15 protein-coding genes and 1 pseudogene are annotated in these 20536 nt (G+C 64.8%); 4 read left to right on the forward strand and 12 right to left on the reverse strand.

Features of this window, described 5'->3' with window-relative positions; translation table 11 throughout:
• Positions 1–521: 521 nt before the first annotated feature.
• Both VUG52_RS05970 and VUG52_RS05975 read right to left on the reverse strand, forming a co-directional pair.
• A pseudogene (locus VUG52_RS05970) lies at positions 522–1886 on the reverse strand (IS3 family transposase).
• Between the two features lie 139 nt (positions 1887–2025).
• Positions 2026–2667, reverse strand: coding sequence for a TetR/AcrR family transcriptional regulator (locus VUG52_RS05975; RefSeq protein ID WP_050704392.1), 642 nt, complete (start codon positions 2665–2667; stop codon positions 2026–2028).
• 171 nt (positions 2668–2838) lie between these two features.
• On the opposite strand from VUG52_RS05975, the gene VUG52_RS05980 reads away from it, so the two are divergent.
• Together VUG52_RS05980 and VUG52_RS05985 are read left to right on the forward strand one after the other, a co-directional pair.
• A complete protein-coding gene (locus VUG52_RS05980) occupies positions 2839–3939 on the forward strand; it encodes an efflux RND transporter periplasmic adaptor subunit (RefSeq protein WP_331832556.1) in 1101 nt (366 codons plus the stop codon).
• Positions 3940–3945: 6 nt separating this feature from the next.
• Positions 3946–7011, forward strand: a complete 3066-nt coding sequence (locus VUG52_RS05985; protein WP_050704394.1) for an efflux RND transporter permease subunit — start codon at positions 3946–3948, stop codon at positions 7009–7011.
• Between the two features lie 66 nt (positions 7012–7077).
• On the opposite strand, the gene VUG52_RS05990 is transcribed toward VUG52_RS05985, so the two are convergent.
• Positions 7078–7767: a DUF4197 domain-containing protein gene (locus VUG52_RS05990; RefSeq protein WP_050704395.1), complete on the reverse strand. Its 690-nt coding sequence runs from the start codon at positions 7765–7767 to the stop codon at positions 7078–7080.
• A gap of 65 nt (positions 7768–7832) precedes the next feature.
• Entirely contained in the window at positions 7833–10322 is a 2490-nt protein-coding gene (gene plsB, locus VUG52_RS05995) for a glycerol-3-phosphate 1-O-acyltransferase PlsB (protein ID WP_050704396.1), read from the reverse strand.
• A 227-nt stretch (positions 10323–10549) separates the two neighbouring features.
• On the opposite strand from plsB, the gene VUG52_RS06000 reads away from it, so the two are divergent.
• Positions 10550–10759 (forward strand): cold-shock protein, encoded by a 210-nt coding sequence (locus VUG52_RS06000; RefSeq protein WP_011535295.1) that lies wholly within the window; start codon positions 10550–10552, stop codon positions 10757–10759.
• A gap of 64 nt (positions 10760–10823) precedes the next feature.
• Here the strand turns inward: VUG52_RS06000 and VUG52_RS06005 are convergent, their stop codons facing one another.
• The 4 genes from VUG52_RS06005 to VUG52_RS06020 form a co-directional block, all read right to left on the reverse strand.
• Positions 10824–11201: a hypothetical protein gene (locus VUG52_RS06005; protein WP_050704397.1), complete on the reverse strand. Its 378-nt coding sequence runs from the start codon at positions 11199–11201 to the stop codon at positions 10824–10826.
• A gap of 17 nt (positions 11202–11218) precedes the next feature.
• Positions 11219–12031, reverse strand: a complete 813-nt coding sequence (locus tag VUG52_RS06010; protein WP_262951483.1) for a putative RNA methyltransferase — start codon at positions 12029–12031, stop codon at positions 11219–11221.
• Complete coding sequence (gene dapE / locus VUG52_RS06015; RefSeq protein ID WP_050704399.1) at positions 12031–13182, reverse strand: succinyl-diaminopimelate desuccinylase; 1152 nt, start codon at positions 13180–13182, stop codon at positions 12031–12033. The genes VUG52_RS06010 and dapE overlap by 1 nt, the downstream gene beginning before the upstream one ends.
• A 181-nt stretch (positions 13183–13363) precedes the next feature.
• Positions 13364–15955 (reverse strand): glycosyltransferase, encoded by a 2592-nt coding sequence (locus VUG52_RS06020; RefSeq protein ID WP_050704400.1) that lies wholly within the window; start codon positions 15953–15955, stop codon positions 13364–13366.
• 288 nt (positions 15956–16243) lie between these two features.
• On the opposite strand from VUG52_RS06020, the gene tcdA reads away from it, so the two are divergent.
• The gene (gene tcdA, locus VUG52_RS06025) at positions 16244–17053 is read left to right on the forward strand and encodes a tRNA cyclic N6-threonylcarbamoyladenosine(37) synthase TcdA (protein ID WP_050704401.1); all 810 of its coding nucleotides are present in this window, start codon (positions 16244–16246) and stop codon (positions 17051–17053) included.
• Between the two features lie 91 nt (positions 17054–17144).
• On the opposite strand, the gene VUG52_RS06030 is transcribed toward tcdA, so the two are convergent.
• From VUG52_RS06030 to VUG52_RS06045, 4 genes are all read right to left on the reverse strand, one after another.
• A complete protein-coding gene (locus tag VUG52_RS06030) occupies positions 17145–17555 on the reverse strand; it encodes a SufE family protein (protein WP_050704402.1) in 411 nt (136 codons plus the stop codon).
• Positions 17552–18757, reverse strand: a complete 1206-nt coding sequence (locus VUG52_RS06035; protein ID WP_050704403.1) for a cysteine desulfurase — start codon at positions 18755–18757, stop codon at positions 17552–17554. Before VUG52_RS06035 ends, VUG52_RS06030 begins: the two co-directional genes overlap by 4 nt.
• Positions 18758–18847: 90 nt before the next feature.
• Positions 18848–19882, reverse strand: a complete 1035-nt coding sequence (gene dapD, locus VUG52_RS06040) for a 2,3,4,5-tetrahydropyridine-2,6-dicarboxylate N-succinyltransferase (RefSeq protein ID WP_050704404.1) — start codon at positions 19880–19882, stop codon at positions 18848–18850.
• 42 nt (positions 19883–19924) lie between these two features.
• Complete coding sequence (locus VUG52_RS06045) at positions 19925–20272, reverse strand: ArsC family reductase (RefSeq protein WP_050704405.1); 348 nt, start codon at positions 20270–20272, stop codon at positions 19925–19927.
• Between the last annotated feature and the right edge of the window lie 264 nt (positions 20273–20536).

Raw genomic sequence — 20536 nt, forward strand, 5'->3', positions numbered from 1 at the left:
GACCTCCGTTCGGCCTCCTGAAGTCGCGAAGTTACGAGCGGCGCCTGGACTGGCGCAGCTGTCGCTAGTTGAAAGTTTAGTTGATCTCTCGATCGTATCGCGGGGCAAGCCCGCTCCCACGCAATAGTCGTCGTTATATAGATATCTGTAGGAGCGGGCTTGCCCCGCGAAAGGGCCGGAACAGCCAATACATAATTAATGGCCAAAAAACTAACTTCGCATTTCTTGCTCTTGCTCTTGCTCTTGCTTCTAAGCGCGCAATAGTCCAGGCGCCGCCAATTGCGACTTCAGGAGGCCGAGCGGAGTTCTTGCGTAGGGAGGTGACGGCCATGGATGGCCGTCAAGCGCTGCGCCCCAGGATGGGGCGTTCAGCGCGGTCCTCCCGGGAGCAAGAACGGAGCGAGGGGACCCCGGAGCGCAGCGTAGGGGCCGGATGAACGGAGCGGAACGGTTTTGCCTACTTTTCCCTAGAGAAAAGTAGGTCGCCGTTGAACTGACCCCCGAAAGTTGGACGGGGTACGCTATGGGTTCAGCGCTTGAGTCCGAAATTGTACCGGGCTCAAGCCATTCAGTCTTAGACTTATACGTTCTTGATTGTAGTAGGCGATGTAGTCCTCTAGCCCTGATGCCAGTTGCTCAACACTGTCAAACGATTCCAGATAGAAAAACTCGCTCTTGAGTGTACCGAAAAAGCTTTCCATCGCGGCATTGTCTAGGCAGTTGCCCTTACGCGACATGCTCTGCTGGATTTCCTTTCCGCCCAGCATATGTCGATAAGCAGGCTGTCGGTATTGCCAACCTTGATCGGAGTGCAATATCGGTTTGTCATCTGGGTTCAGCCGCTCGAAAGCTTGCTCCAACATCGTCGATACCATCTTGAACTCAGGGCGCGGATTGATCTGATAGGCAAGAATTTCGCCGTTGTACAGGTCCATCACAGGTGAAAGATACAGCTTCTGCCCTTTCACCTTGAACTCAGTCACATCGGTGACCCATTTCTGATTAGGGGCTTCCGCCTTGAATTCACGCTTGAGCAGATCAGATGCAACAAGCCCTTTCGGAACCTCGGTAGGAGCGATATTTCTTCACTTTTACCAGGGATTTCAGATTCATCAACTGCATCAACCGCTGCACCTTCTTGTGATTGATCACTTCGCCGTGCCGCTCAAGCACTGCGGTGATGCGGCGATAGCCGTACCGCCCCTTGTGCTTGTGATAGAGGCTATTGATGCGCTCTTTGAGAACCGCATGCTTGTCGGTCACCAACGCTTTGCTTTGGTAATAGAAGGTGCTGCGTGCCAGCCCTGCCGCGCGTAAAAGCAGAGCTAGCCGATGCTCATGCCTCAATCCTTGGACGGTCTGCGCTTTCTTGATTGCGCAGTGCTGGGGTCCGCTTGGATCAAGGCATCGAGCTTTTTTAGATAGGCATTCTCCGCACGCAGATACTCCAGCTCTTCGAGCATCTGCTCAGGTGTCAGCTCGGTATCTGCAGGGGTAGCCGGGCTTATGCTGGGTTGTTTTGATGCTTTGCGGGGCATTCGGGATTCTCGGGCACGATGCGGGTGAAGTGCTTCTACTCCGCCTTCATCGTACAGCCTTTTCCACTGCCTGATGCTACTCGGACCTCGGATATCAAACTGTATGCAGGCTTGCTGGGCTGACAGTCCGCCTTGCTCGATGCACTGCAAAACCTTCAACTTGAACTGGGCGTCGTAGTGGCTGTACTTGGTAGTCAGACCTGCTGCGCCGTGTTGCTCATAGCCCTTTATCCAACGGCGTAGCAACGATGGACTCAGGCTATGCTTCAGTGCTACCTCATGAACACTCCGTGCAGAAAGGCACTCTTCGATGAGTGCTTGCTTGAGCGCTAGATTGTATTTCGTCATGGAACACCCTCCGGTTGGAGTCAGGCGTCCAACTTTCGGGGGTCAGTTCACGTAAAGGCGAAAAGGTGACTAAATGTCGACATCGCCTACGAATGAGCATGCAAAAATCAAAACAATCACCCCCGAACCCGAACCCGAACTACCTCCGAAAAGCCCGAACAAAAACCCCAACAGCCTCCCGCACATGCGCCTCAGCCTCATCCCCACTCAGCGCCTGCGCGCACCCCAGCAACAACCGATAATCCGGCGCCCCCTTCACCAGGCAGAAGAAATGCTCCGCCGCCCGCAACGGGTTGTCGATCCGCAGCAACCCCCGCTGGTCGACACAATGCAGCAGCGCCGCCATCCCGGCCATCACCCGCTTCGGCCCCGCCTCGTAGAAATACTGCCCAAACCCCGGATCCTGGCTACCCAGGGCAAAGATCAGGCGACTCAGCTTGACCGCTTCGTCACTGCTGATGAGCGCCTGGAACCCCCGGGCAATGTTCAGCAGCACATCCTCCACCGCCACCCCTTCCGGATACTCGAACATCAAGTCAGGCAACTGGTTCTGGCAGGTGGACATGACCGCCGCGCCGAACAGCGTCTGCTTGTCGGTGAAATGACTGTAGACAGTGAGCTTTGAAACACCTGCCGCCGCAGCGACCGCATCCATGCTGGTGTTGGCATAGCCAAGGCTGAGGAACAGGTGCTTGGCGGCTTCGAGGATGGCCTCGCGCTTGGCCAGGTCCTTGGGCCGGCCTGGGCCGATGGGTGCGTCGTTGGACATGAGGGACCGCATTCAGAGTGAAAGGGACACATCTTACCGGGTCGTGAAGGCGTCGGCTGCAGCATACGTCGCAAGGCCAATATGGATTTTCTCTGACACGCCCGCTTCCCCGGCCCGGTTCGCTGACTTAATATACTCGTCAGTATAAATATTCGATGCGCCCTCTGCCAAAGGTCATTCATCATGTTGCGTCGTGCGTTGTCCCTCGCCCTGCCGGCAGTCGCCGTGCTCCTGCTTTCCGCCTGCGGCCAGGAGGCCGCGCCACCTGCCGCGCCGCGCCCGGCGCTGGTGGTTCAGCCGCAACCCGCGCAGGCCTCGGCCGACAGCTATCCGGGCGAGGTGCGCGCGCGCTTCGAGCCTGAACTTGCGTTCCGCATCGGCGGCAAGGTCAGCAAGCGCCTGGTGGAAGAGGGGCAGCGGGTCAAGGCCGAGCAGCCGCTGGCCGAACTCGATCCCCAGGACGTGCGCCTGCAGCTGGAGGCCAACCGCGCCCAGCTGGCGGCGGCCGAGGCCAACCTGGCGCTGGTCCGCGCCGAGCGCGACCGCTACCAGAAACTGCTGGACCGGCAGATGGTCAGCCACTCCCAGTTCGACAACGCCGAGAACCTCTACCGTGCCGGCCAGGCGCGGCTGAAGCAGGCCAAGGCCGAGTTCGAAGTGGCCGGCAACCAGGCCGAGTACACAGTGCTGCGCGCGCCCCAGGCCGGGGTGATCGCCAAGCGCCAGGTCGAGGTGGGCCAGGTGGTGGCCGCCGGACAGACTGTGTTCACCCTCGCCGCCGACGGTGAGCGCGAAGTGGCCATCGGCCTGCCCGAGCAGCAGTTCGCCCGCTTCGCCGTCGGCCAGGCGGTGAGCGTGGAGCTGTGGTCGCACCCGAACCGACGCTTCGAGGGCCGCATTCGCGAGCTGTCCCCGGCGGCGGACCCGCGTTCGCGGACCTTTGCCGCACGCATCGCCTTCACCTCCAGCGACACGCCGGCCGAACTCGGCCAGAGCGCCCGTGTGTTCATCGAGCATGCCGAACGCTCGCCGCTGGCGGTGCCGCTCTCGGCGGTGACTGCCGAGGCCGGCCAGGCCTATGTCTGGAAGATCGGCAAGGACAACCGCCTGGAACGCGCACAGGTGCGCCTGGGCGCCTATGGCGCCGACAGCGTGCCGGTGCTCGAAGGGCTGCAGGCCGGCGACTGGGTGGTCGCCGCGGGTGGTCATGTGCTGCGCGAAGGGCAGCAGGTGCGGCCTGTGGACCGCAGCAACCGTGAAGTGAACCTGGCGGCCAAGGAGTAAGTCCCGATGGGTTTCAACCTTTCCGCCTGGGCGCTGCGCAATCGCCAGATCGTGTTGTTCCTGATGATCCTGCTGGCGGCGATCGGCGCCATGTCATACACCAAGTTGGGGCAGAGCGAGGATCCACCCTTCACCTTCAAGGCCATGGTCATCCGTACCCTGTGGCCCGGGGCGACCGCCGAGGAAGTGTCGCGCCAGGTCACCGAGCGTATTGAAAAGAAGCTGATGGAAACCGGCGAGTACGAGCGGATCGTCTCGTTCTCGCGGCCCGGTGAGTCCCAAGTCACCTTCATGGCCCGCGACTCGATGCATTCCGCGGACATCCCCGAGCTGTGGTACCAGATCCGCAAGAAAGTCGCGGACATCAAGCACACCCTGCCGCCCGAGGCGCAGGGGCCGTTCTTCAACGACGAGTTCGGCACCACCTTCGGCAACATCTATGCCCTGACCGGCGCCGGCTTCGACTATGCGGTGCTCAAGGACTACGCCGACCGTATCCAGATCCAGCTGCAACGGGTCAAGGATGTGGGCAAGGTCGAGCTGATCGGCCTGCAGGACGAGAAGGTCTGGATCGAGCTGTCCAACGTCAAGCTGGCCACTCTGGGCGTACCGCTGGCCGCCGTGCAGCAGGCGCTGCGCGAGCAGAACGCGGTGAGCACCGCAGGCTTCTTCGAAACCCCCAGCGAGCGCCTGCAACTGCGGGTCAGCGGGCGCTTCGACAGCGTCGAGCAGATTCGCCAGTTCCCCATCCGCGTAGGTGACCGCACCTTCCGTATCGGCGATGTCGCCGACGTGCAGCGCGGTTTCAACGACCCACCCGCGCCGCGCATGCGCTTCATGGGCGAGGACGCCATCGGCCTGGCGGTGTCGATGAAGGACGGCGGCGACATCCTGGTGCTCGGCAAGGCCCTGGAAGGCGAGTTCGCCCGCCTGGCGCAGAGCCTGCCGGCGGGCATGGAACTGCGCAAGGTGTCCGACCAGCCGGCGGCGGTGAAGGCCGGGGTCGGCGAGTTCGTGCAGGTGCTGATCGAGGCCCTGGCGATCGTCCTGCTGGTGAGCTTCTTCTCCCTGGGCCTGCGTACCGGCCTGGTGGTGGCGCTGGCGATTCCGCTGGTGCTGGCCATGACCTTTGCCGCCATGCACTACTTCGGCATCGGCCTGCACAAGATCTCGCTGGGGGCGCTGGTACTGGCCCTGGGGCTGCTGGTGGACGATGCGATCATCGCGGTGGAGATGATGGCGATCAAGATGGAGCAGGGCTACGACCGGCTCAAGGCGGCGAGCTACGCCTGGACCAGTACCGCGTTCCCGATGCTCACCGGTACTCTGATCACCGCCGCCGGTTTCCTGCCGATCGCCACGGCGGCTTCGAGCACGGGGGAGTACACCCGCTCGATCTTCCAGGTGGTGACCATCGCCCTGCTGACCTCCTGGGTCGCCGCAGTAGTGTTCGTGCCCTACCTGGGCGAGCGCCTGCTGCCGGACCTGGCCAAGCTTCACGCGGCCCGCCATGGTGCCGACGGACATGCCCCCGACCCTTATGCCACGCCGTTCTACCAGCGCGTCAGGCGGGTGGTGGAGTGGTGCGTGCGGCGGCGCAAGACGGTGATCGTCCTGACCATCGCCGCGTTCGTCGGCAGCATCCTGCTGTTCCGTTTCGTGCCGCAGCAGTTCTTCCCGGCCTCCGGCCGGCCGGAGCTGATGGTCGACCTGAAGCTGGCCGAAGGCGCTTCGCTGAACAACACCGCCGAACGGGTCAAGCAGCTGGAGGCACTGCTCAAGCAGCAGGACGGCATCGCCAACTACGTCGCCTACGTCGGCACCGGCTCGCCGCGCTTCTACCTGCCGCTGGACCAGCAGCTGCCGGCGGCGAGCTTTGCCCAGTTCGTGGTGCTGGCCAAGTCGCTGGAGGACCGTGAGCGTCTGCGCAGCTGGCTGATCGGCACCCTCGACCAGCAGTTCCCCGACCTGCGTTCGCGGGTCACGCGCCTGGAAAACGGCCCGCCCGTGGGCTATCCGGTGCAGTTCCGCGTCACCGGCGAGCACATCGAGAAGGTCCGCGCCCTGGCCCGCGAGGTAGCGGCCAAGGTGCGTGAGAACCCCCATGTGGTCAACGTGCACCTGGACTGGGAGGAACCGAGCAAGGCGGTCTACCTGGATATCGACCAGGACCGCGCCCGGGCGCTGGGGGTGAGCACCGCGCACCTGTCGAGCTTCCTGCAGAGCTCGCTGACCGGCAGCAACGTCAGCCAGTACCGCGAGGACAACGAGCTGATCGAGATCCTCCTGCGCGGCACCCCGCAGGAGCGGCGCGAACTGGGCAACCTCGGCAGCCTGGCGGTGCCCACCGAAAACGGCCAGAGCGTGGCCCTGTCGCAGGTGGCGACCCTGGAATACGGCTTCGAGGAAGGCATCATCTGGCACCGCAACCGCCTGCCCACCGTCACCGTGCGCGCCGACATCTACGACAAGGAGCAGCCGGCGACCCTGGTCAAGCAGATCCAGCCGACCCTGGCCCAGATCAAGAGCGAGCTGCCCGATGGCTACCTGCTTGAAGTGGGCGGCACGGTGGAAGACTCCGAGCGTGGCCAGCGCTCGGTGAATGCCGGCATGCCCTTGTTCATCGTGGTGGTGCTGAGCCTGCTGATGATCCAGCTGCGCAGTTTCTCGCGGATGTTCATGGTGTTCCTCACCGCGCCCCTCGGGCTGATCGGCGTGACCCTGTTCCTGCTGGTGTTCCGCCAGCCGTTCGGTTTCGTCGCCATGCTCGGGACCATCGCCCTGGCGGGGATGATCATGCGCAACTCGGTGATCCTGGTGGACCAGATCGAACAGGATATCGCTGCGGGGATGGAGCGTTGGCAGGCGATCATCGAGGCCACGGTGCGGCGCTTCCGGCCGATCGTGCTGACCGCATTGGCGGCGGTGCTGGCGATGATTCCGCTGTCGAGGAGCGTGTTCTACGGGCCGATGGCGGTGGCGATCATGGGCGGGTTGATCGTCGCCACGGTGTTGACCCTGCTGTTCCTGCCGGCGCTGTATGCGGCGTGGTTCAGGGTCAGGAAGGACTGACAACATCGCGGGTCAAGCCCGCTCCCACGGTGGGAGCGGGCTTGACCCGCGATCGGAACCGACGCCTCAGAGTGCGCCGAACACCTTCTTGGCCAGGCTGGTCGCGGCACCGGCCGGGTTCTGGCGAATGCTCTCTTCCTGCTTGGCGATCATCTCGAACAGCCCGTCCAGGGCTTTCTCGGTCACGTAGCTCTCGATGTTGGCGCTCTTGGCGTCGACCACGCCCAGGCCTGCGGCCTGCCCGGCGAAGTTGTTGTACTGCTGGGCCAGGCCGACCTTGTCGGTGGCCTGCTTGACGATCGGCAGGAACTTGGCGCGAATCTGCTCGCGGCTGCTCTTGTTCAGGTACTGGGTGGCCGAGTCCTGGCCGCCGCTGAGGATGCCCTTGGCATCGGTCACGGTCATCTTCTTCACCGCGTCCACCAGGATCGCCTGGGCTTGTGGCACCGCGGCCTCGGCGGCCTTGTTCATGCTGGTTTCCAGGGCTTCGACCTGTTCACCCTTGCCGAACATCTTCATGGCCTTGGCGGCCTTGCCGAGGTTGCCCGGCAGTTCGATGCGCACGTCGGGGTTGTTGCTGAAACCGCCGGGGGTGCTCAGTTGCTTGACGGCGATCTGCGCGCCTTGGGTGAGGGCGTCCTTCAGGCCGCCGGAGGCGTCGCTCTGGGACAGGTCGCCCAGCGACAGGGCCAGGGCGCTGGCCGACAGCAGCAGGCCGGCGCACAGGGTGGTGAAGCGCAAGGAGGAGCGAATCATGGGGATTTCCTTATGGACAGAATGGAGCAGGTTCAGCGTATCGGGTAGACCGGGGGCGGGCCAGTTCACTCGACCGCCACAGGTTCCGGTGTTTCATCGCGGTGCAAGGCTACCTGGCGGATCGACAGGCGCAGCTCCGCCGACAGTACCCGCTTGGCAACGCCTTCGGCCAGTTCGGCGAGCTTGTCGTGGTAACCCAGCTTGCCATCGCCGTCCGGCTGCAGCACGCCTTCGCGCACCAGGGTCTGGATGAAGTGGCGGAACAGGGTCTTGTCGAAGAACTCCGGGGCATTCAGGCCGTGCAGGATCGACAGGCGCTGGGCCATCATCACGCACAGCTCCTCCAGCTCCTCGGCGCTCAGCGTGTGCTGGCCGCTGTTGAGCAGCAACGAGGTGGCCATGTAGAAGCGCTGCAGGGTCTGGGTGATGGTACGCGCCAGCAGCGTCAGCAGGACGAACTGCCGCGAGCTGGGTGCTGGACGCATGTAGATGTCCTGCTCCCTGCGCAGCAGCCCCTGCTCGACCAGCGCGGTCAGCCACTGGTCGATCACCTCGTCCAGCTGCTCGGGCGTCCAGCGCAGGAACAGCTCGGCCTGCAGGTACGGATACAGCGCCCGTACGTACTGGCCCAGCAGATCGCGGCTCATGCGCGAGCTGCTGAGGAAGAAGCTCGCCAGCAGCCCCGGCAGGGCGAAGATGTGCAGCACGTTGTTGCGGTAGTAGGTCATCAGCACCGCGTTGGCTTCGTCCAGGTAGAGGATGCGGCCCAGCGCGTCCTTCTGCTCGGCCAGCAGGTCCATGCCCAGCACGTGGTCGATCAGCGCCTTGCCGTTGCCGTCGGGCAACGTGGTGTGCGGCGAGTAGGGGACCTGGCGCAGCAGGGCCAGGTACAGGTCGAGCACGCGGGTCAGGGCGCGCTCGTCCAGGGCCAGGCGGCTGGTCGACAGCAGGGCCAGGGCCACCAGGTTGACCGGGTTGATCGCCGCGGCTTCGTTCAGGTGACGGGCGACCGTCTCGCCCAGGCGGGTGGTGGTGTCGTTGAGCCAGTCCGGGCGGAACTGCGGGCCGAGCGGCTGATCGCGCCAGCCGGGCTGTTGTTCGTCGAGGAAGCTATTGAGGCGGATCGGCTCGCCAAAGTTGACATAGACCTGGCCGAAGCGCTGCTTGAGCGCGCCGATGACCTTGAAGATGTCGAAGATCGATTCTTTCTTCTTGCTGGCGCCGCGCAGCTCGCCCAGGTAGGTGCGGCCTTCGAGTACCCGCTCGTAGCCGATGTACACCGGGACGAAGACGATCGGCGTGCGCGAGGAACGCAGGAAGCTGCGCAGGGTGATCGCCAGCATGCCGGTGCGTGGCTGCAGCATGCGCCCGGTGCGCGAGCGGCCGCCCTCGACGAAGTACTCGACCGGGAAGCCCTTGGTGAACAGGGTGTGCAGGTACTCGTTGAACACCGCGGTGTACAGCGGGTTGCCCTTGAATGTGCGGCGCATGAAGAAGGCGCCGCCGCGGCGCAGCAGGCCGCCGATCACCGGCATGTTGAGGTTGATGCCGGCGGCGATGTGCGGCGGCGTCAGGCCGTTGCGGAACAGCAGGTAGGACAGCAGCAGGTAGTCGATGTGGCTGCGGTGGCAGGGCACGTAGATCACCTCGTGGCCGGGGGCGATGCCCTGTACCTGCTCGATGTGGTTGACCTTGATGCCGTCGTAGATCTTGTTCCAGAACCAGCTGAGCACCACTTCGAGGAAGCGGATGGCGGTGTAGGTGTAGTCCGAGGCGATCTCGTTGCCGTAGTGCAGCGCCTTGGCTTCGGCCTTGGCGTAGGGGATCTTCTCGCGGTCGGCCTCGTCGCTGATGGCCTGGCGCACCAGCGGGTCGTGCACCAGGCCCTTGACCAGGTTGCGTCGGTGCGAGATGTCGGGTCCGATCACCGCGGTCTTCAGGTTGCGGAAATGCACGCGCATCATGCGCTGGGCCATGCGCACGGTGCGCTCATGGCCCTTGTTGTGCTGCACCAGTTCGCGCAGGTGGATCGGTGCGGAGAACTGCACCCGGGTCTTGCGCCCCAGGATCAGCACGCTGAGCAGGCGGCGCAGGCGGCCGGTGACGGCCCAGCTGTCGGCGAACAGCAGCTTCCACGGGCTCGACTCGCTGGCAGGGGTCTGGCCCCAGAACACGCTGACCGGAATGATCTGCGCGTCTTCCTCGGCGTGCTGGCTGATCGCCGCGACCAGGCGCTCCAGCGTCGGTGGCGCGCCACGTTTGTCCTGGCGGCCGAGCCAGTCAGGCTCGGGGGTCAGGTAGAAGAACGCCGCAGGCTCCTGCAGCGGGCCGACGGCCACCGGCAATACCGGGCGTGGCAGCCCCGCCTTGGTGCACTCGTGGTCGATCACGGCCAGGTCGGTGAGCGACGGCGAGGAGAGGGCGTAGAACACCGGTCGGCTGCGGTCGAGCTTGAGCGTCAGCGAGGACTGGTTGATGGTTTCGGAGCGCACCCACAGGTAGAGAACGCGACGCAGGGCGCCGAAGATGAGGCGGCGCAGGGGAGAACGGGTCATGGGGTGGGGCCCTGGTGAAAGTTTTCGTGTTTTACAGCCCGTTAGTCTGCCGTATCTGCGTAAGTTCAGCAAAATTCGGCCAAAAATGGCCCTGTCATGAATTTTTTTTGTTCCCTGTCATATACTCGGCCTGCCGCTTGCAGGATATTCGTGCAAGCTGCGTCGGCGCGGACGGTGAACCCGCGCCAGCAAGGCGATCTTCAAAATAAAAATCCGGAGTAGTTCAGATGTCGTCTCGTGAGACTGGGAATGTGAAGTGGTTCAACGATGCCAAGGGTTATGGCTTCATTCAGCGCGAAGGTGGTGCGGACGTGTTCGTCCACTATCGGGCTATCCGCGGTGAGGGGCATCGCACCCTGGTCGAAGGGCAGCAGGTCGAGTACGCCCTCGTGCAAGGCCAGAAAGGCCTGCAGGCCGAGGACGTGGTAGGGCTCTGAGCCTCGCGGCTGTACGCTCAAGCTGCAAGTTGACCGTGGAACTTGCAGCCTGATGCGAACGCCTTCAGTTCGTGCGCCAGGTGATTTCCTGTTCACCGTCGGCGCTGATGCGGATCCAGCGATCGGCATCTTCTTCCCCGTCTTCCTCTGTCCAACTGCCTGGCGCGCAACGCACTTCGACGTTGAGCGCGGCGAATGCCGCGCGGGCGCAGGCGATGTCGTCGGCCCACGGGGTCTGGTCGCTTTCCAGGTACAGGCTGTTCCATTTCCCCACAGCCTTCGGTAACCAGGTGACCGGAATGTTACCGGCCGTGCACTTGAAGGTCTGGCCTTTCTGCTTCCATTCGCTGCACGGGCCCAGGGCCTGGGCGAGCCAGTCGGCGATCTGCTTGTGATCGACGTCGTCGTCCTTGAGGTAGATCTCGATATCGGGTTGACGCATGGGGGGCTCCAGTGTGCTCAGTCTTGGCGCACGAAATAGTCATAACGCATGGAAACGGTGACCTCGAAGGGTTCTGGCTGGTCGATCACCCGCGCGCGCTTCTCGGCGCTGGCGCGCCAGCCGTGCGGGGTCATGGCCAGCAGGTCGGCGCGGGCCTTGGCGTCGGCCAGGCTCAGGCGAAACTCGAGGATCTCGCCGTGGGCGTGGGCCATGCCTTCGGGAACCAGGGCCAGGTGCTTGTCGTCGGCGTAAGGGCGCACTTCATCGTAGAGCACCTCGCGCAGCTCCATCAGGTGGCCGCTGGTCGGGCCGACCCGCATCAGGCCGCCGCCGGGGGCCAGCAGGCGCTTGGCCTCCTGCCAGTCGAGCGGGCTGAACACGCTGGCGATGAAACCGCAGCTGGCATCGGCCATGGGCACGCGGGCCATGCTGGCGACCATCCAGGTCACCTCGGGGGCGCGGCGGCAGGCGCGCTTGACCGCCTCGCGGGAGATATCCAGGGCGTAGCCGTCGGCCACCGGCAGGGCCTGGGCGATCTGAGCGGTGTAGTAGCCTTCGCCGCAGCCGATGTCCAGCCAGGCCTGTGGCTGGCGCTCGGCGGCCAGTTGCGCCAGGCGCCGGGCCACCGGGGCGTAGTGGCCGGCGTCGAGGAAATCGCGACGGGCTTCGACCATGGCCTGGTTGTCGCCCGGATCGCGGCTGTTCTTGTGCTGCACCGGCAGCAGGTTCAGGTAGCCCTGGCGGGCGCGGTCGAAACGGTGGCCGGCGGGGCAGGCCACGCCGTTGTCGAGTCGCGCCAGGGGCGCCTGGCAGAGAGGGCAGGCGAGCATCAGGCGAGCAACCGCACCAGGGTCTGGTAGTAGATCTCGGTCAGCAGGTCGAGATCGTTGGCCAGGATGCGTTCGTCCACCTGGTGGATGGTGGCGTTGACCGGACCGAGCTCGACCACCTGGGTGCCCATGGTGGCGATGAAGCGGCCGTCGGAGGTGCCGCCGCTGGTCGATGGGCGGGTTTCGCGACCGGTGACCGCCTTGATGCTCGACGACACCGCATCGAGCAGCTCGCCCGGCTCGGTGAGGAACGGCAGGCCCGACAGCGCCCAGTCGATGCTCCATTCCAGCTGATGCTTGTCGAGGATCGCCGCGACGCGCTGCTGCAGGCCCTCGACCGTCGATTCGGTGGAGAAGCGGAAGTTGAACAGCGCGGTCAGCTCGCCCGGGACCACGTTGGTGGCGCCGGTGCCGGAGTTGAGGTTGGAGATCTGGAAGCTGGTCGGCGGGAAGAACGCGTTGCCTTCGTCCCAGTGCTCGGCGGCAAGTTCCGCCAGGGCCGGCGCGGCCAGGTGGATCGGGTTGCGCGCCAGATGCGGGTAAGCCACGTGGCCTTGCTTGCCGCGCACGGTCAGCTTGGCGCCAAGCGAGCCGCGACGGCCGTTCTTGACCACGTCACCGAGCAGGGTGGTGCTGGACGGTTCGCCGACGATGCACCAGTCCAGGCGTTCGTTGCGTGCCTTGAGGCGCTCGACCACGGCCTTGGTGCCATGGTGGGCCGGGCCTTCCTCGTCGCTGGTGATCAGGAAGGCGACCTTGCCTCGGTGGTTCGGGTAGTCGTGCACGAAGCGCTCGCTGGCCACCACCATGGATGCCAGGCTGCCCTTCATGTCGGCGGCGCCACGCCCGCAGAGCATGCCGTCGGCATCGATCAGCGCCTCGAACGGCTCATGCTGCCATTGCTGCACCGGGCCGGTGGGGACCACATCGGTGTGGCCGGCGAAGCACAGCACCGGGCCATCCTGGGTGCCATGGCTGGCCCAGAAGTTGTCGACGTCCTCGATGCGCATCGGCTCGAGCTGGAAGCCGACGGCGCCCAGGCGGTTCATCATCTGGGTCTGGCAGTCGGCATCGACCGGGGTGACCGAGGGGCGACGGATCAGGTCGCAGGCCAGTTGCAGGGTAGGCGAGAGCTCGGCTGGGGCCGTCATTGAGGGACTCCGGGGCAAGGCAAGGCGGGGAAACTGAGGGGCGTTATCTTATATCAAACCATGGTGGAATGGGGCCGCGTTGCGGCCCTTTCGCGGCACAAGGCCGCTCCTACAGAGACTGCGCTGCCTGTGTAGGAGCGGCCTTGTGCCGCGAAAGGGGCGCAACGCGCCCCCGGCGATCTCAAGCCTGTTGTGGCTCTGCAACCTTCTCGGAGGGCTTGGGCAACGACGACAGCAACGCCATCACCAGCGCCGCCAGGTACGGCAGCGACTGCACCAGCAACATCGCCACCCAGAAACGCATGTCCGAACTCGGCAGCCCCTGCACCAGATAGATCCCCAGCGCCGCGCCCCACAGCAACAACATGATGAACAGCTCTTCGCGGGCCTCGGAAATCGCCACCAGCAGCCCATGGCTGTCGGCGTTCTTCGGCGTGCGGAAGAACGGCATGCTGCTGGTAAAGAAACCGTACAGCACCGCCTTGGCGATGGTGTGCGACAGCGCCAGCCCCGCCAGCGCGGCGGCGAAGGCGTCCTTGAGGTTGACCCCCACCGCGCGGCGGTAGAGGAAGACGATCTTGCCGACCTTGAAGAAGAACAGCGCCAGCGGCGGGATGGCGAACATCATCAACGGCGGGTCGACCCGGTGCGGCACGATGATCATCGCCGCCGACCACAGCAGCGCGCCGACGGTGAAGAAGATGTTCATGCCGTCGGCGATCCACGGCAGCCAGCCGGCCAGGAAGTGGTAGCGCTGGCCACGGGTCAGCTCGCTGCCCTTGCCGCGCAGCAGGGCGCCGGCGTGGTGCTTGATGATCTGGATGGCGCCGTAGGCCCAGCGAAAGCGCTGCTTCTTGAAGTCGATGAAGGTGTCGGGCATCAGGCCCTTGCCGTAGCTGTTATGGGCGTAGGCCGCCGACAGGCCCTTCTCGAACACCCGCAGGCCCAGCTCGGCGTCCTCGCAGATGCACCACTCGGCCCAGCCCAGCTCCTCGAGCACGCTGCGCCTGGTCATGGTCATGGTGCCGTGCTGGATGATCGCGTCACGGTCGTTGCGGGTGACCATGCCAATATGGAAGAAGCCCTTGTATTCGCTGTAGCACAGTTTCTTGAAGGCGCTCTCGTGCTGGTCGCGGTAGTCCTGGGGCGATTGCACCACGGCGATCTTCGGGTCGGCGAAGTGCGGCACCATGTGCTTGAGCCAGTTGCGATCGACACAGTAGTCCGAGTCGATCACCGCGATCACCTCGGCGTCCTTGGCCGTGTGCGGGATCAGGTAGTTCAGCGCGCCGCCCTTGAAGCCGGCCAAGGGGGCTACGTGGAAGAACCTGAAGCGCTCGCCGAGCTTCTCGCAGTGGGCCTTGAGCGGCTCCCATACGGCAGGGTCCTTGGTGTTGTTGTCGATCACCAGCACTTCGTAGTCCGGGTAATCCAGCGCGGCGAGGGCATCGAGGGTCTGCTTCACCATCTCCGGCGGTTCGTTGTAGCACGGCACATGTACCGAGACCTTTGGCCGGTAGGCGCTGTCGCCCTGCACGGGCAGGAATTCCCGCCGTCGCTTGTGAATCCACACCGCCTCGGCCAGTTCATGGGCCTCGGTCAGCAGCACGATGAACACCCCGAGGGCGCCCAGTGCCAGCAGCACGCCCACGGTGAGGCTGAACCAGGTGCTGTACTGCTGGCTGTAGTCGTAGGCGATCCACACCAGCACCGACCCGCACAGGAAGGTGATGAAGGTGAGGAAGGTACGCCCGCGCTGGCGCAGGGCCGAACCGTCGATCAGCAGGATGGCCAGGGCGATCATCGCCAGTACCACCGAGGCCACGGCCAGGGCGCGCCACTGCGGGATCGCCACGATCGGGCCTTCGAAGTTGAATTTCTGCTGGCGCTCGGCGTTGTACACGCCCCAGTAGGCGCCCACCGAGCCTTCGTCGCTGGCCTTCCACGGCTGGTCGTAGGCCTCGATGACGAAGTAGTTGTAGCCGCGGCGGTTGAGGGTGTTGACCAGGGTACGCAGGTAGATGGCCTGGTCGGCCTGGGTGGCGTCGGCACCGCCGCGCATGCGCCCGTTGCTCGGCCAGCCGACCTCCGAGAGCAGCAGCGGTTTACGCGGGAACTGCTTGCGCAGCTCGCGGGCGCGGTCGAGGACGAACTGCACCGAGTCCTTCATGGGCACGAATTCCCAGTAGGGCAGGATGTGCGCGGCGACCAGGTCGACGTGTTTCGCCAGCTCCGGGTGTTCCTTCCAGATGTGCCACTGCTCACTGGTGGTCACTGGCACCTTGACCGCGGCGCGCACCCGGTCGAGATAACCGATCAGCTGCTCGGCGGTGACTTCCTCGCGGAACAGCGCCTCGTTGCCGACCACTACCCGCACCACGCTGCGCGAGGTGTTGGCCAGGCCGATGGCCTTTTCGATCTCCCGCTCGTTGCGTTCCTGGTCGTTGCTGATCCAGATCCCCAGGGTGACGCGCAGGCCAAGCTCCTCGGCCAGGCGCGGCACCTCGGCTTGGGTACCCTCGACGGTGTAGATACGGATGTTGTCGGTCAGCTTGTTCAGTTGCTCGAGGTCCTGGCGGATCTCGTCCTCGCTGGGGTACTGGCCTTTCTGCGGGCTCTGGCCGAGACGGAAGGGCGAGTAGGAAAAACCGGAAATCTGTTCCGGCCAGGCGGGGGCGGATACCGGGCGGTTGATCAAGGCCCAGAACCCGGTGAACAGCGCGGCGATGGCCAGGACCACCACCAGGTTGAGACCGAATTTGCGTGATGACATAGGTGTTAGAGGTTCCGAAGAGGGGAGCGAGGCGTCGCCGCTGGGGCGTGGGTCCTACGGATTCCGGGGAAGGTAATCCGTTGGATTGTCGACAGAGGATGTAGTTCTCGGTCCGCCTGGCTGTCGTCCAGATATAGTTGCTTGATAGGACATTAAAGCAGGCCTGGTAGGAATTTTTCCAACCCGTGGCCGCTCTGGCACGCCCAGGTGGCGTGATCGGGCCGTGCGCTATGCCCGCGAACCCATGGCTTGGCCTATAATGCGCGCCGGTTTTTTCGGGGTATCAGCATGAGCACAGAAGATCCACGCTTCGCCGGCGTCGCCCGGCTCTACGGCGACGACGGCCTGCAGCGCCTGAATCAGGCCCACGTGGCCATCGTCGGTATCGGCGGGGTTGGTTCGTGGGCTGCCGAGGCCCTGGCCCGCAGCGGCGTGGGCGAAATCAGCCTGTTCGACCTGGACGATGTCTGCGTAAGCAACACCAACCGTCAGGCCCATGCCCTCGAAGGCCAGGTTGGCCGGGCCAAGGTCGAGGTGATGGCCGAGCGCCTGCGGGCAATCAACCCGGCCTGCACGGTGCACGCGGTGGCCGATTTCGTCACCCGCGAGACCATGGCCGAGTACATCACCGAGCAGATGGACTGCGTGATCGACTGCATCGACAGCGTGATGGCCAAGGCGGCGCTGATCGCCTGGTGCCGCCGCCGCAAGATCGCCATTGTCACCACCGGTGGCGCCGGCGGGCAGATCGACCCGACCCAGATCCAGATCGGCGACCTCAACAAGACCTTCAACGACCCGTTGGCTTCACGGGTGCGCTCGACCCTGCGCCGCGACTACAACTTCTCGCGCAACACCAGCCGCAACTATGGCGTGCCGTGTGTGTTCTCCAGCGAACAGCTGCGCTACCCCAAGGGGGATGGCAGCGTGTGCCTGCAGAAGAGCTTTGTCGGTGAGGGCGTGCGCCTGGACTGCGCCGGTGGATTCGGCGCGGTGATGATGGTGACCGCGACCTTCGGCATGGTCGCGGCGAGCAAGGCCGTGGAGAAATTGGTGGCCGGCGCGCGGCGGCCTTCTGAGCGGGGCAAGGCCGAATAGGTTATCGCGGGGCAAGCCCGCTCCCACGAGTACGCAACAGTCGGATGTACGCGTGGGAGCGGGCTTGCCCCGCGATGAATCCAACAGCGATTCAGGCCTGGGTAGCGAGTTCGGCCATCTTCAGCAACACCGCATGCAGCCCGTTGCTACGCGACGGCGACAACTGCCGCTCCAGCCCCAACTGGGTAAACCAGGCGCTCAGGTCGAGCGCTGCCAATCGATCGCTGGCCAAACCCTGCACCCGCACCAGCAGCAGTGCCAGCAAGCCGCGCAGCAGCCGTGCATCACTGGCGGCTTTGAAATGCCACTGACCATTTTCCTGTTGGGCCACCAGCCACACCAGGCTCTCGCAGCCATGCACCCGGTTGGCTTCGGTCTTGTCACTGTCGTCCAGTGGTTCCAGCCGATCACCCCACTGCATCAGCAACCGCGCCCGCTGCTCCCACCCGCGCGCCTGCTCGAAGCTCTCCAGCGCCTGGCTGGCCTCGGCCGACAGGCTCATCGCAGCAGCTCCAGGCCCTGGTCGAGCGCGTCGAAGAAGCGTTGCAGGTCGTCGCTGTCGGAGTAGAGCCCCAGCGACACGCGGATCGCGCCGTCCAGGCCCAGGTGCCTGAGCAGCGGCATGGCGCAATGATGCCCGGCGCGCACGGCGATGCCCTGTTCGGTCAGCAGGTGGGCGATATCGGCGTTGTGCACACCATCGATGACGAAACTGGCCAGCGCCGCCTGAGGCGAGCCGAGCAGGCGAACCCCCTCGCGATCAGCCAGGCCGCGCATCAAGTGCTGGTGCAAGGTAGCCTCATGGGCGGCCACCGCATTGGCGTCGAGGCTGGCCAGGTAATCCAGGGTAGCGCCCAGACCGATGACGCCGGCGATCGGCGGCGTGCCGGCCTCGAAGCCCAGCGGTGCCGGGCGGAAGCTGGCGTCCTGGTAGTCCGCCAACTGCACCATCTCGCCGCCGTACTGCCAGTGGCGCAACAGTGCCAGCGCCTGCTGGCGGCCGTACAGCACGCCCACGCCATCCGGGCCGTAGAGCTTGTGGCTGGAAAACACATAGAAGTCGCAGTCCAGTTGCTGCACATCGTGGCGACCGTGGACCACGCCCTGGGCGCCATCGACCACGCTCAGCGCGCCTTGGGCTCGGGCATGGGCCAGCAACGGCGCCAGCGGCTGCCAGGTCCCCAGCACATTGGACAGCTGGCTGATCGCCAGCAGGCGGGTGCGCGGGCCGATCAATTGCAGGGCCTGCTCCAGGTCGACATGCCCCAGGTCGTTCACCGGCAGGATCACCAGGCGCAGTTGGCGCCGGTGCGCCAGTTGTTGCCAGGGCAGCAGGTTGGCGTGGTGCTCCAGGGCGCTGACAGCGATTTCGTCACCGGCCTCGAAGCGGTGCTCCAGGCCATAGGCCAGCAGGTTCAGGGCCGAGGTGGCGCCGTGGGTGAAGACGATCTGCCGCGAGTCGGCGGCATTGAGCCAGGCGGCGACCTTGTCGCGGGAGCCCTCGAAGGCCTGGGTGGCCAGGGCGCCGGGCAGGTGCTGGGCCCGGTGCACATTGGCGGCGCCATGGCCATAGTAATGGCTCAGGGCATCCAGCAGGGCCTGGGGCTTCTGGGTGGTGGCGGCGCTGTCCAGGTAGGTCTGGTGCTGCCGTTGCAGGGCGGCGATGGCGGGGAAATCGGCGCGCCAGGGAGAGGGCTGGAACATATTAGCGGGGCCTGGAATGAAAATCGGGTCTGCCCACAAGCAAAGCCTGGGAGCAGACCCGATCTTATCACTTCAAACCCGGGCAGGTTCTCAGTTGTGCGCGTGCAGCGCCTCGTTCAGCTCGATGGCCGACTTGTGGGTCTTGCACTCCACCGCGCCATTGAGCGAATTGCGGCGGAACAGCAGGTCGGTCTGGCCGGCCAGGTCGCGGGCCTTGACCACCTTGACCAGCTGGTTGTTCTCGTCCAGCAGGTTCACCTTGGTGCCAGCGGTGATGTACAGGCCGGCCTCGACGGTGTTGCGGTCGCCCAGCGGAATGCCGATGCCGGCGTTGGCGCCGATCAGGCAGCCTTCGCCGACCTTGATGACGATATTGCCGCCACCGGACAGGGTGCCCATGGTCGAGCAGCCGCCGCCCAGGTCCGAACCCTTGCCGACGAACACGCCGGCGGAGACGCGGCCTTCGATCATGCCCGGGCCTTCGGTGCCGGCGTTAAAGTTGACGAAACCTTCGTGCATGATGGTGGTGCCTTCGCCGATGTAGGCGCCCAGGCGCACACGGGCGGTGTCGGCGATGCGCACGCCGGCCGGCACGACGTAGTCGGTCATCTTCGGGAACTTGTCCACCGAGAACACTTCCAGCAGTTCGCCTTTCAGGCGCGCTTCCAGTTGCAGCTCGGCCAGCTCGGCCAGGTCGACCGCGCCCTGGTTGGTCCAGGCGACGTTCGGCAGCAGCGGGAAGATGCCGGCCAGCGATACGCCGTGCGGCTTGACCAGGCGGTGCGACAGCAGGTGCAGCTTGAGGTAGGCCTCGGGGGTGGAGGTCAGCGCGCCGTCTTCGGCCAGCAGGGTGGCGACCAGCGGCTTGTGGCTCTCGGCCAGGCGGGTCAGCAGCGCGGCCTGGGCGGCATCGACGCCCTTGAGCGCATCGGCCAGCTGGGCGGCCTGGGCGGTGGTGAAAGCGATGGCCTGGTTGCCCCCTTCATAGCCCAGCACCGGCGCGATGGCCGCGACCAGTTCGGCGGACGGCTTGAGCACGGGTTGTGCGTAGAAGACTTCCAGCCAGGCGCCCTGGCGGTTCTGGGTGCCGACACCGAAGGCCAGGCTGAACAGCGATTGAGACATGCGATTACCTCGTACGAAAAGGGGATGGAGCGTAATGCGGGATCAGGCCAGCGCCGCGGCGTACAGGTCGGGCTTGAAGCCGACCAGCGTGCGCTCGCCGAGGTCGAGCACCGGACGCTTGATCATCGACGGTTGGGCGAGCATCAGTTCGACGGCCTTGGCCTGGTCGAGGTCGGCCTTGCTGGCGTCGTCGAGCTTGCGGAAGGTGGTCCCGGCGCGGTTCAGCACGACTTCCCAGCCGTGCTCGTCGCACCAGCGGTTCAGGCTGTCGCGGTCGATGCCCTGGGTCTTGTAGTCGTGGAAGTCGAAGCCGATGGCCTTGTCTTCAAGCCAGGTGCGGGCCTTTTTCATGGTGTCGCAGGCTTTGATGCCGTAGAGAGTGTAAGCCATTGAATGCCTGGGGCAGCCTGGTCGGGCCGGGCGTCCCCGATGCTCCTTGAAGATTGGGTGGGCCGATTATGCGGCATCGATGGGGCTGGCGCCACGGCTGCGGGCTGGAAGGCCGCGCCGATGTGTTTCACCGCTTCTCGCGTAGCATTGTGTTACATATTCCCGGCCAGGCTGCGACTATCGTGCAGCGGTCCACGATAGCGCATCCCCGCTAACATATTGTTTCAATGGCGATGTTTCGCCTCGCTGTGGTTTCTCCGATCA

The sequence above is a fragment of the Pseudomonas sp. LH21 genome, assembly GCF_036549575.1.
GTDB lineage: Bacteria > Pseudomonadota > Gammaproteobacteria > Pseudomonadales > Pseudomonadaceae > Aquipseudomonas > Aquipseudomonas peradeniyensis.

Excerpts from the sequence above, each read along its gene's own strand:
- VUG52_RS05975 (WP_050704392.1), bottom strand. The coding sequence starts at position 2,667 with ATGCGGTCCCTCATGTCCAACGACGCACCCATCGGCCCAGGCCGGCCC.
- VUG52_RS05980 (WP_331832556.1), top strand. The coding sequence starts at position 2,839 with ATGTTGCGTCGTGCGTTGTCCCTCGCCCTGCCGGCAGTCGCCGTGCTC.
- VUG52_RS05985 (WP_050704394.1), top strand. The coding sequence starts at position 3,946 with ATGGGTTTCAACCTTTCCGCCTGGGCGCTGCGCAATCGCCAGATCGTG.
- VUG52_RS05990 (WP_050704395.1), bottom strand. The coding sequence starts at position 7,767 with ATGATTCGCTCCTCCTTGCGCTTCACCACCCTGTGCGCCGGCCTGCTG.
- plsB (WP_050704396.1), bottom strand. The coding sequence starts at position 10,322 with ATGACCCGTTCTCCCCTGCGCCGCCTCATCTTCGGCGCCCTGCGTCGC.
- VUG52_RS06000 (WP_011535295.1), top strand. The coding sequence starts at position 10,550 with ATGTCGTCTCGTGAGACTGGGAATGTGAAGTGGTTCAACGATGCCAAG.
- VUG52_RS06005 (WP_050704397.1), bottom strand. The coding sequence starts at position 11,201 with ATGCGTCAACCCGATATCGAGATCTACCTCAAGGACGACGACGTCGAT.
- VUG52_RS06010 (WP_262951483.1), bottom strand. The coding sequence starts at position 12,031 with ATGCTCGCCTGCCCTCTCTGCCAGGCGCCCCTGGCGCGACTCGACAAC.
- dapE (WP_050704399.1), bottom strand. The coding sequence starts at position 13,182 with ATGACGGCCCCAGCCGAGCTCTCGCCTACCCTGCAACTGGCCTGCGAC.
- VUG52_RS06020 (WP_050704400.1), bottom strand. The coding sequence starts at position 15,955 with ATGTCATCACGCAAATTCGGTCTCAACCTGGTGGTGGTCCTGGCCATC.
- tcdA (WP_050704401.1), top strand. The coding sequence starts at position 16,244 with ATGAGCACAGAAGATCCACGCTTCGCCGGCGTCGCCCGGCTCTACGGC.
- VUG52_RS06030 (WP_050704402.1), bottom strand. The coding sequence starts at position 17,555 with ATGAGCCTGTCGGCCGAGGCCAGCCAGGCGCTGGAGAGCTTCGAGCAG.
- VUG52_RS06035 (WP_050704403.1), bottom strand. The coding sequence starts at position 18,757 with ATGTTCCAGCCCTCTCCCTGGCGCGCCGATTTCCCCGCCATCGCCGCC.
- dapD (WP_050704404.1), bottom strand. The coding sequence starts at position 19,882 with ATGTCTCAATCGCTGTTCAGCCTGGCCTTCGGTGTCGGCACCCAGAAC.
- VUG52_RS06045 (WP_050704405.1), bottom strand. The coding sequence starts at position 20,272 with ATGGCTTACACTCTCTACGGCATCAAAGCCTGCGACACCATGAAAAAG.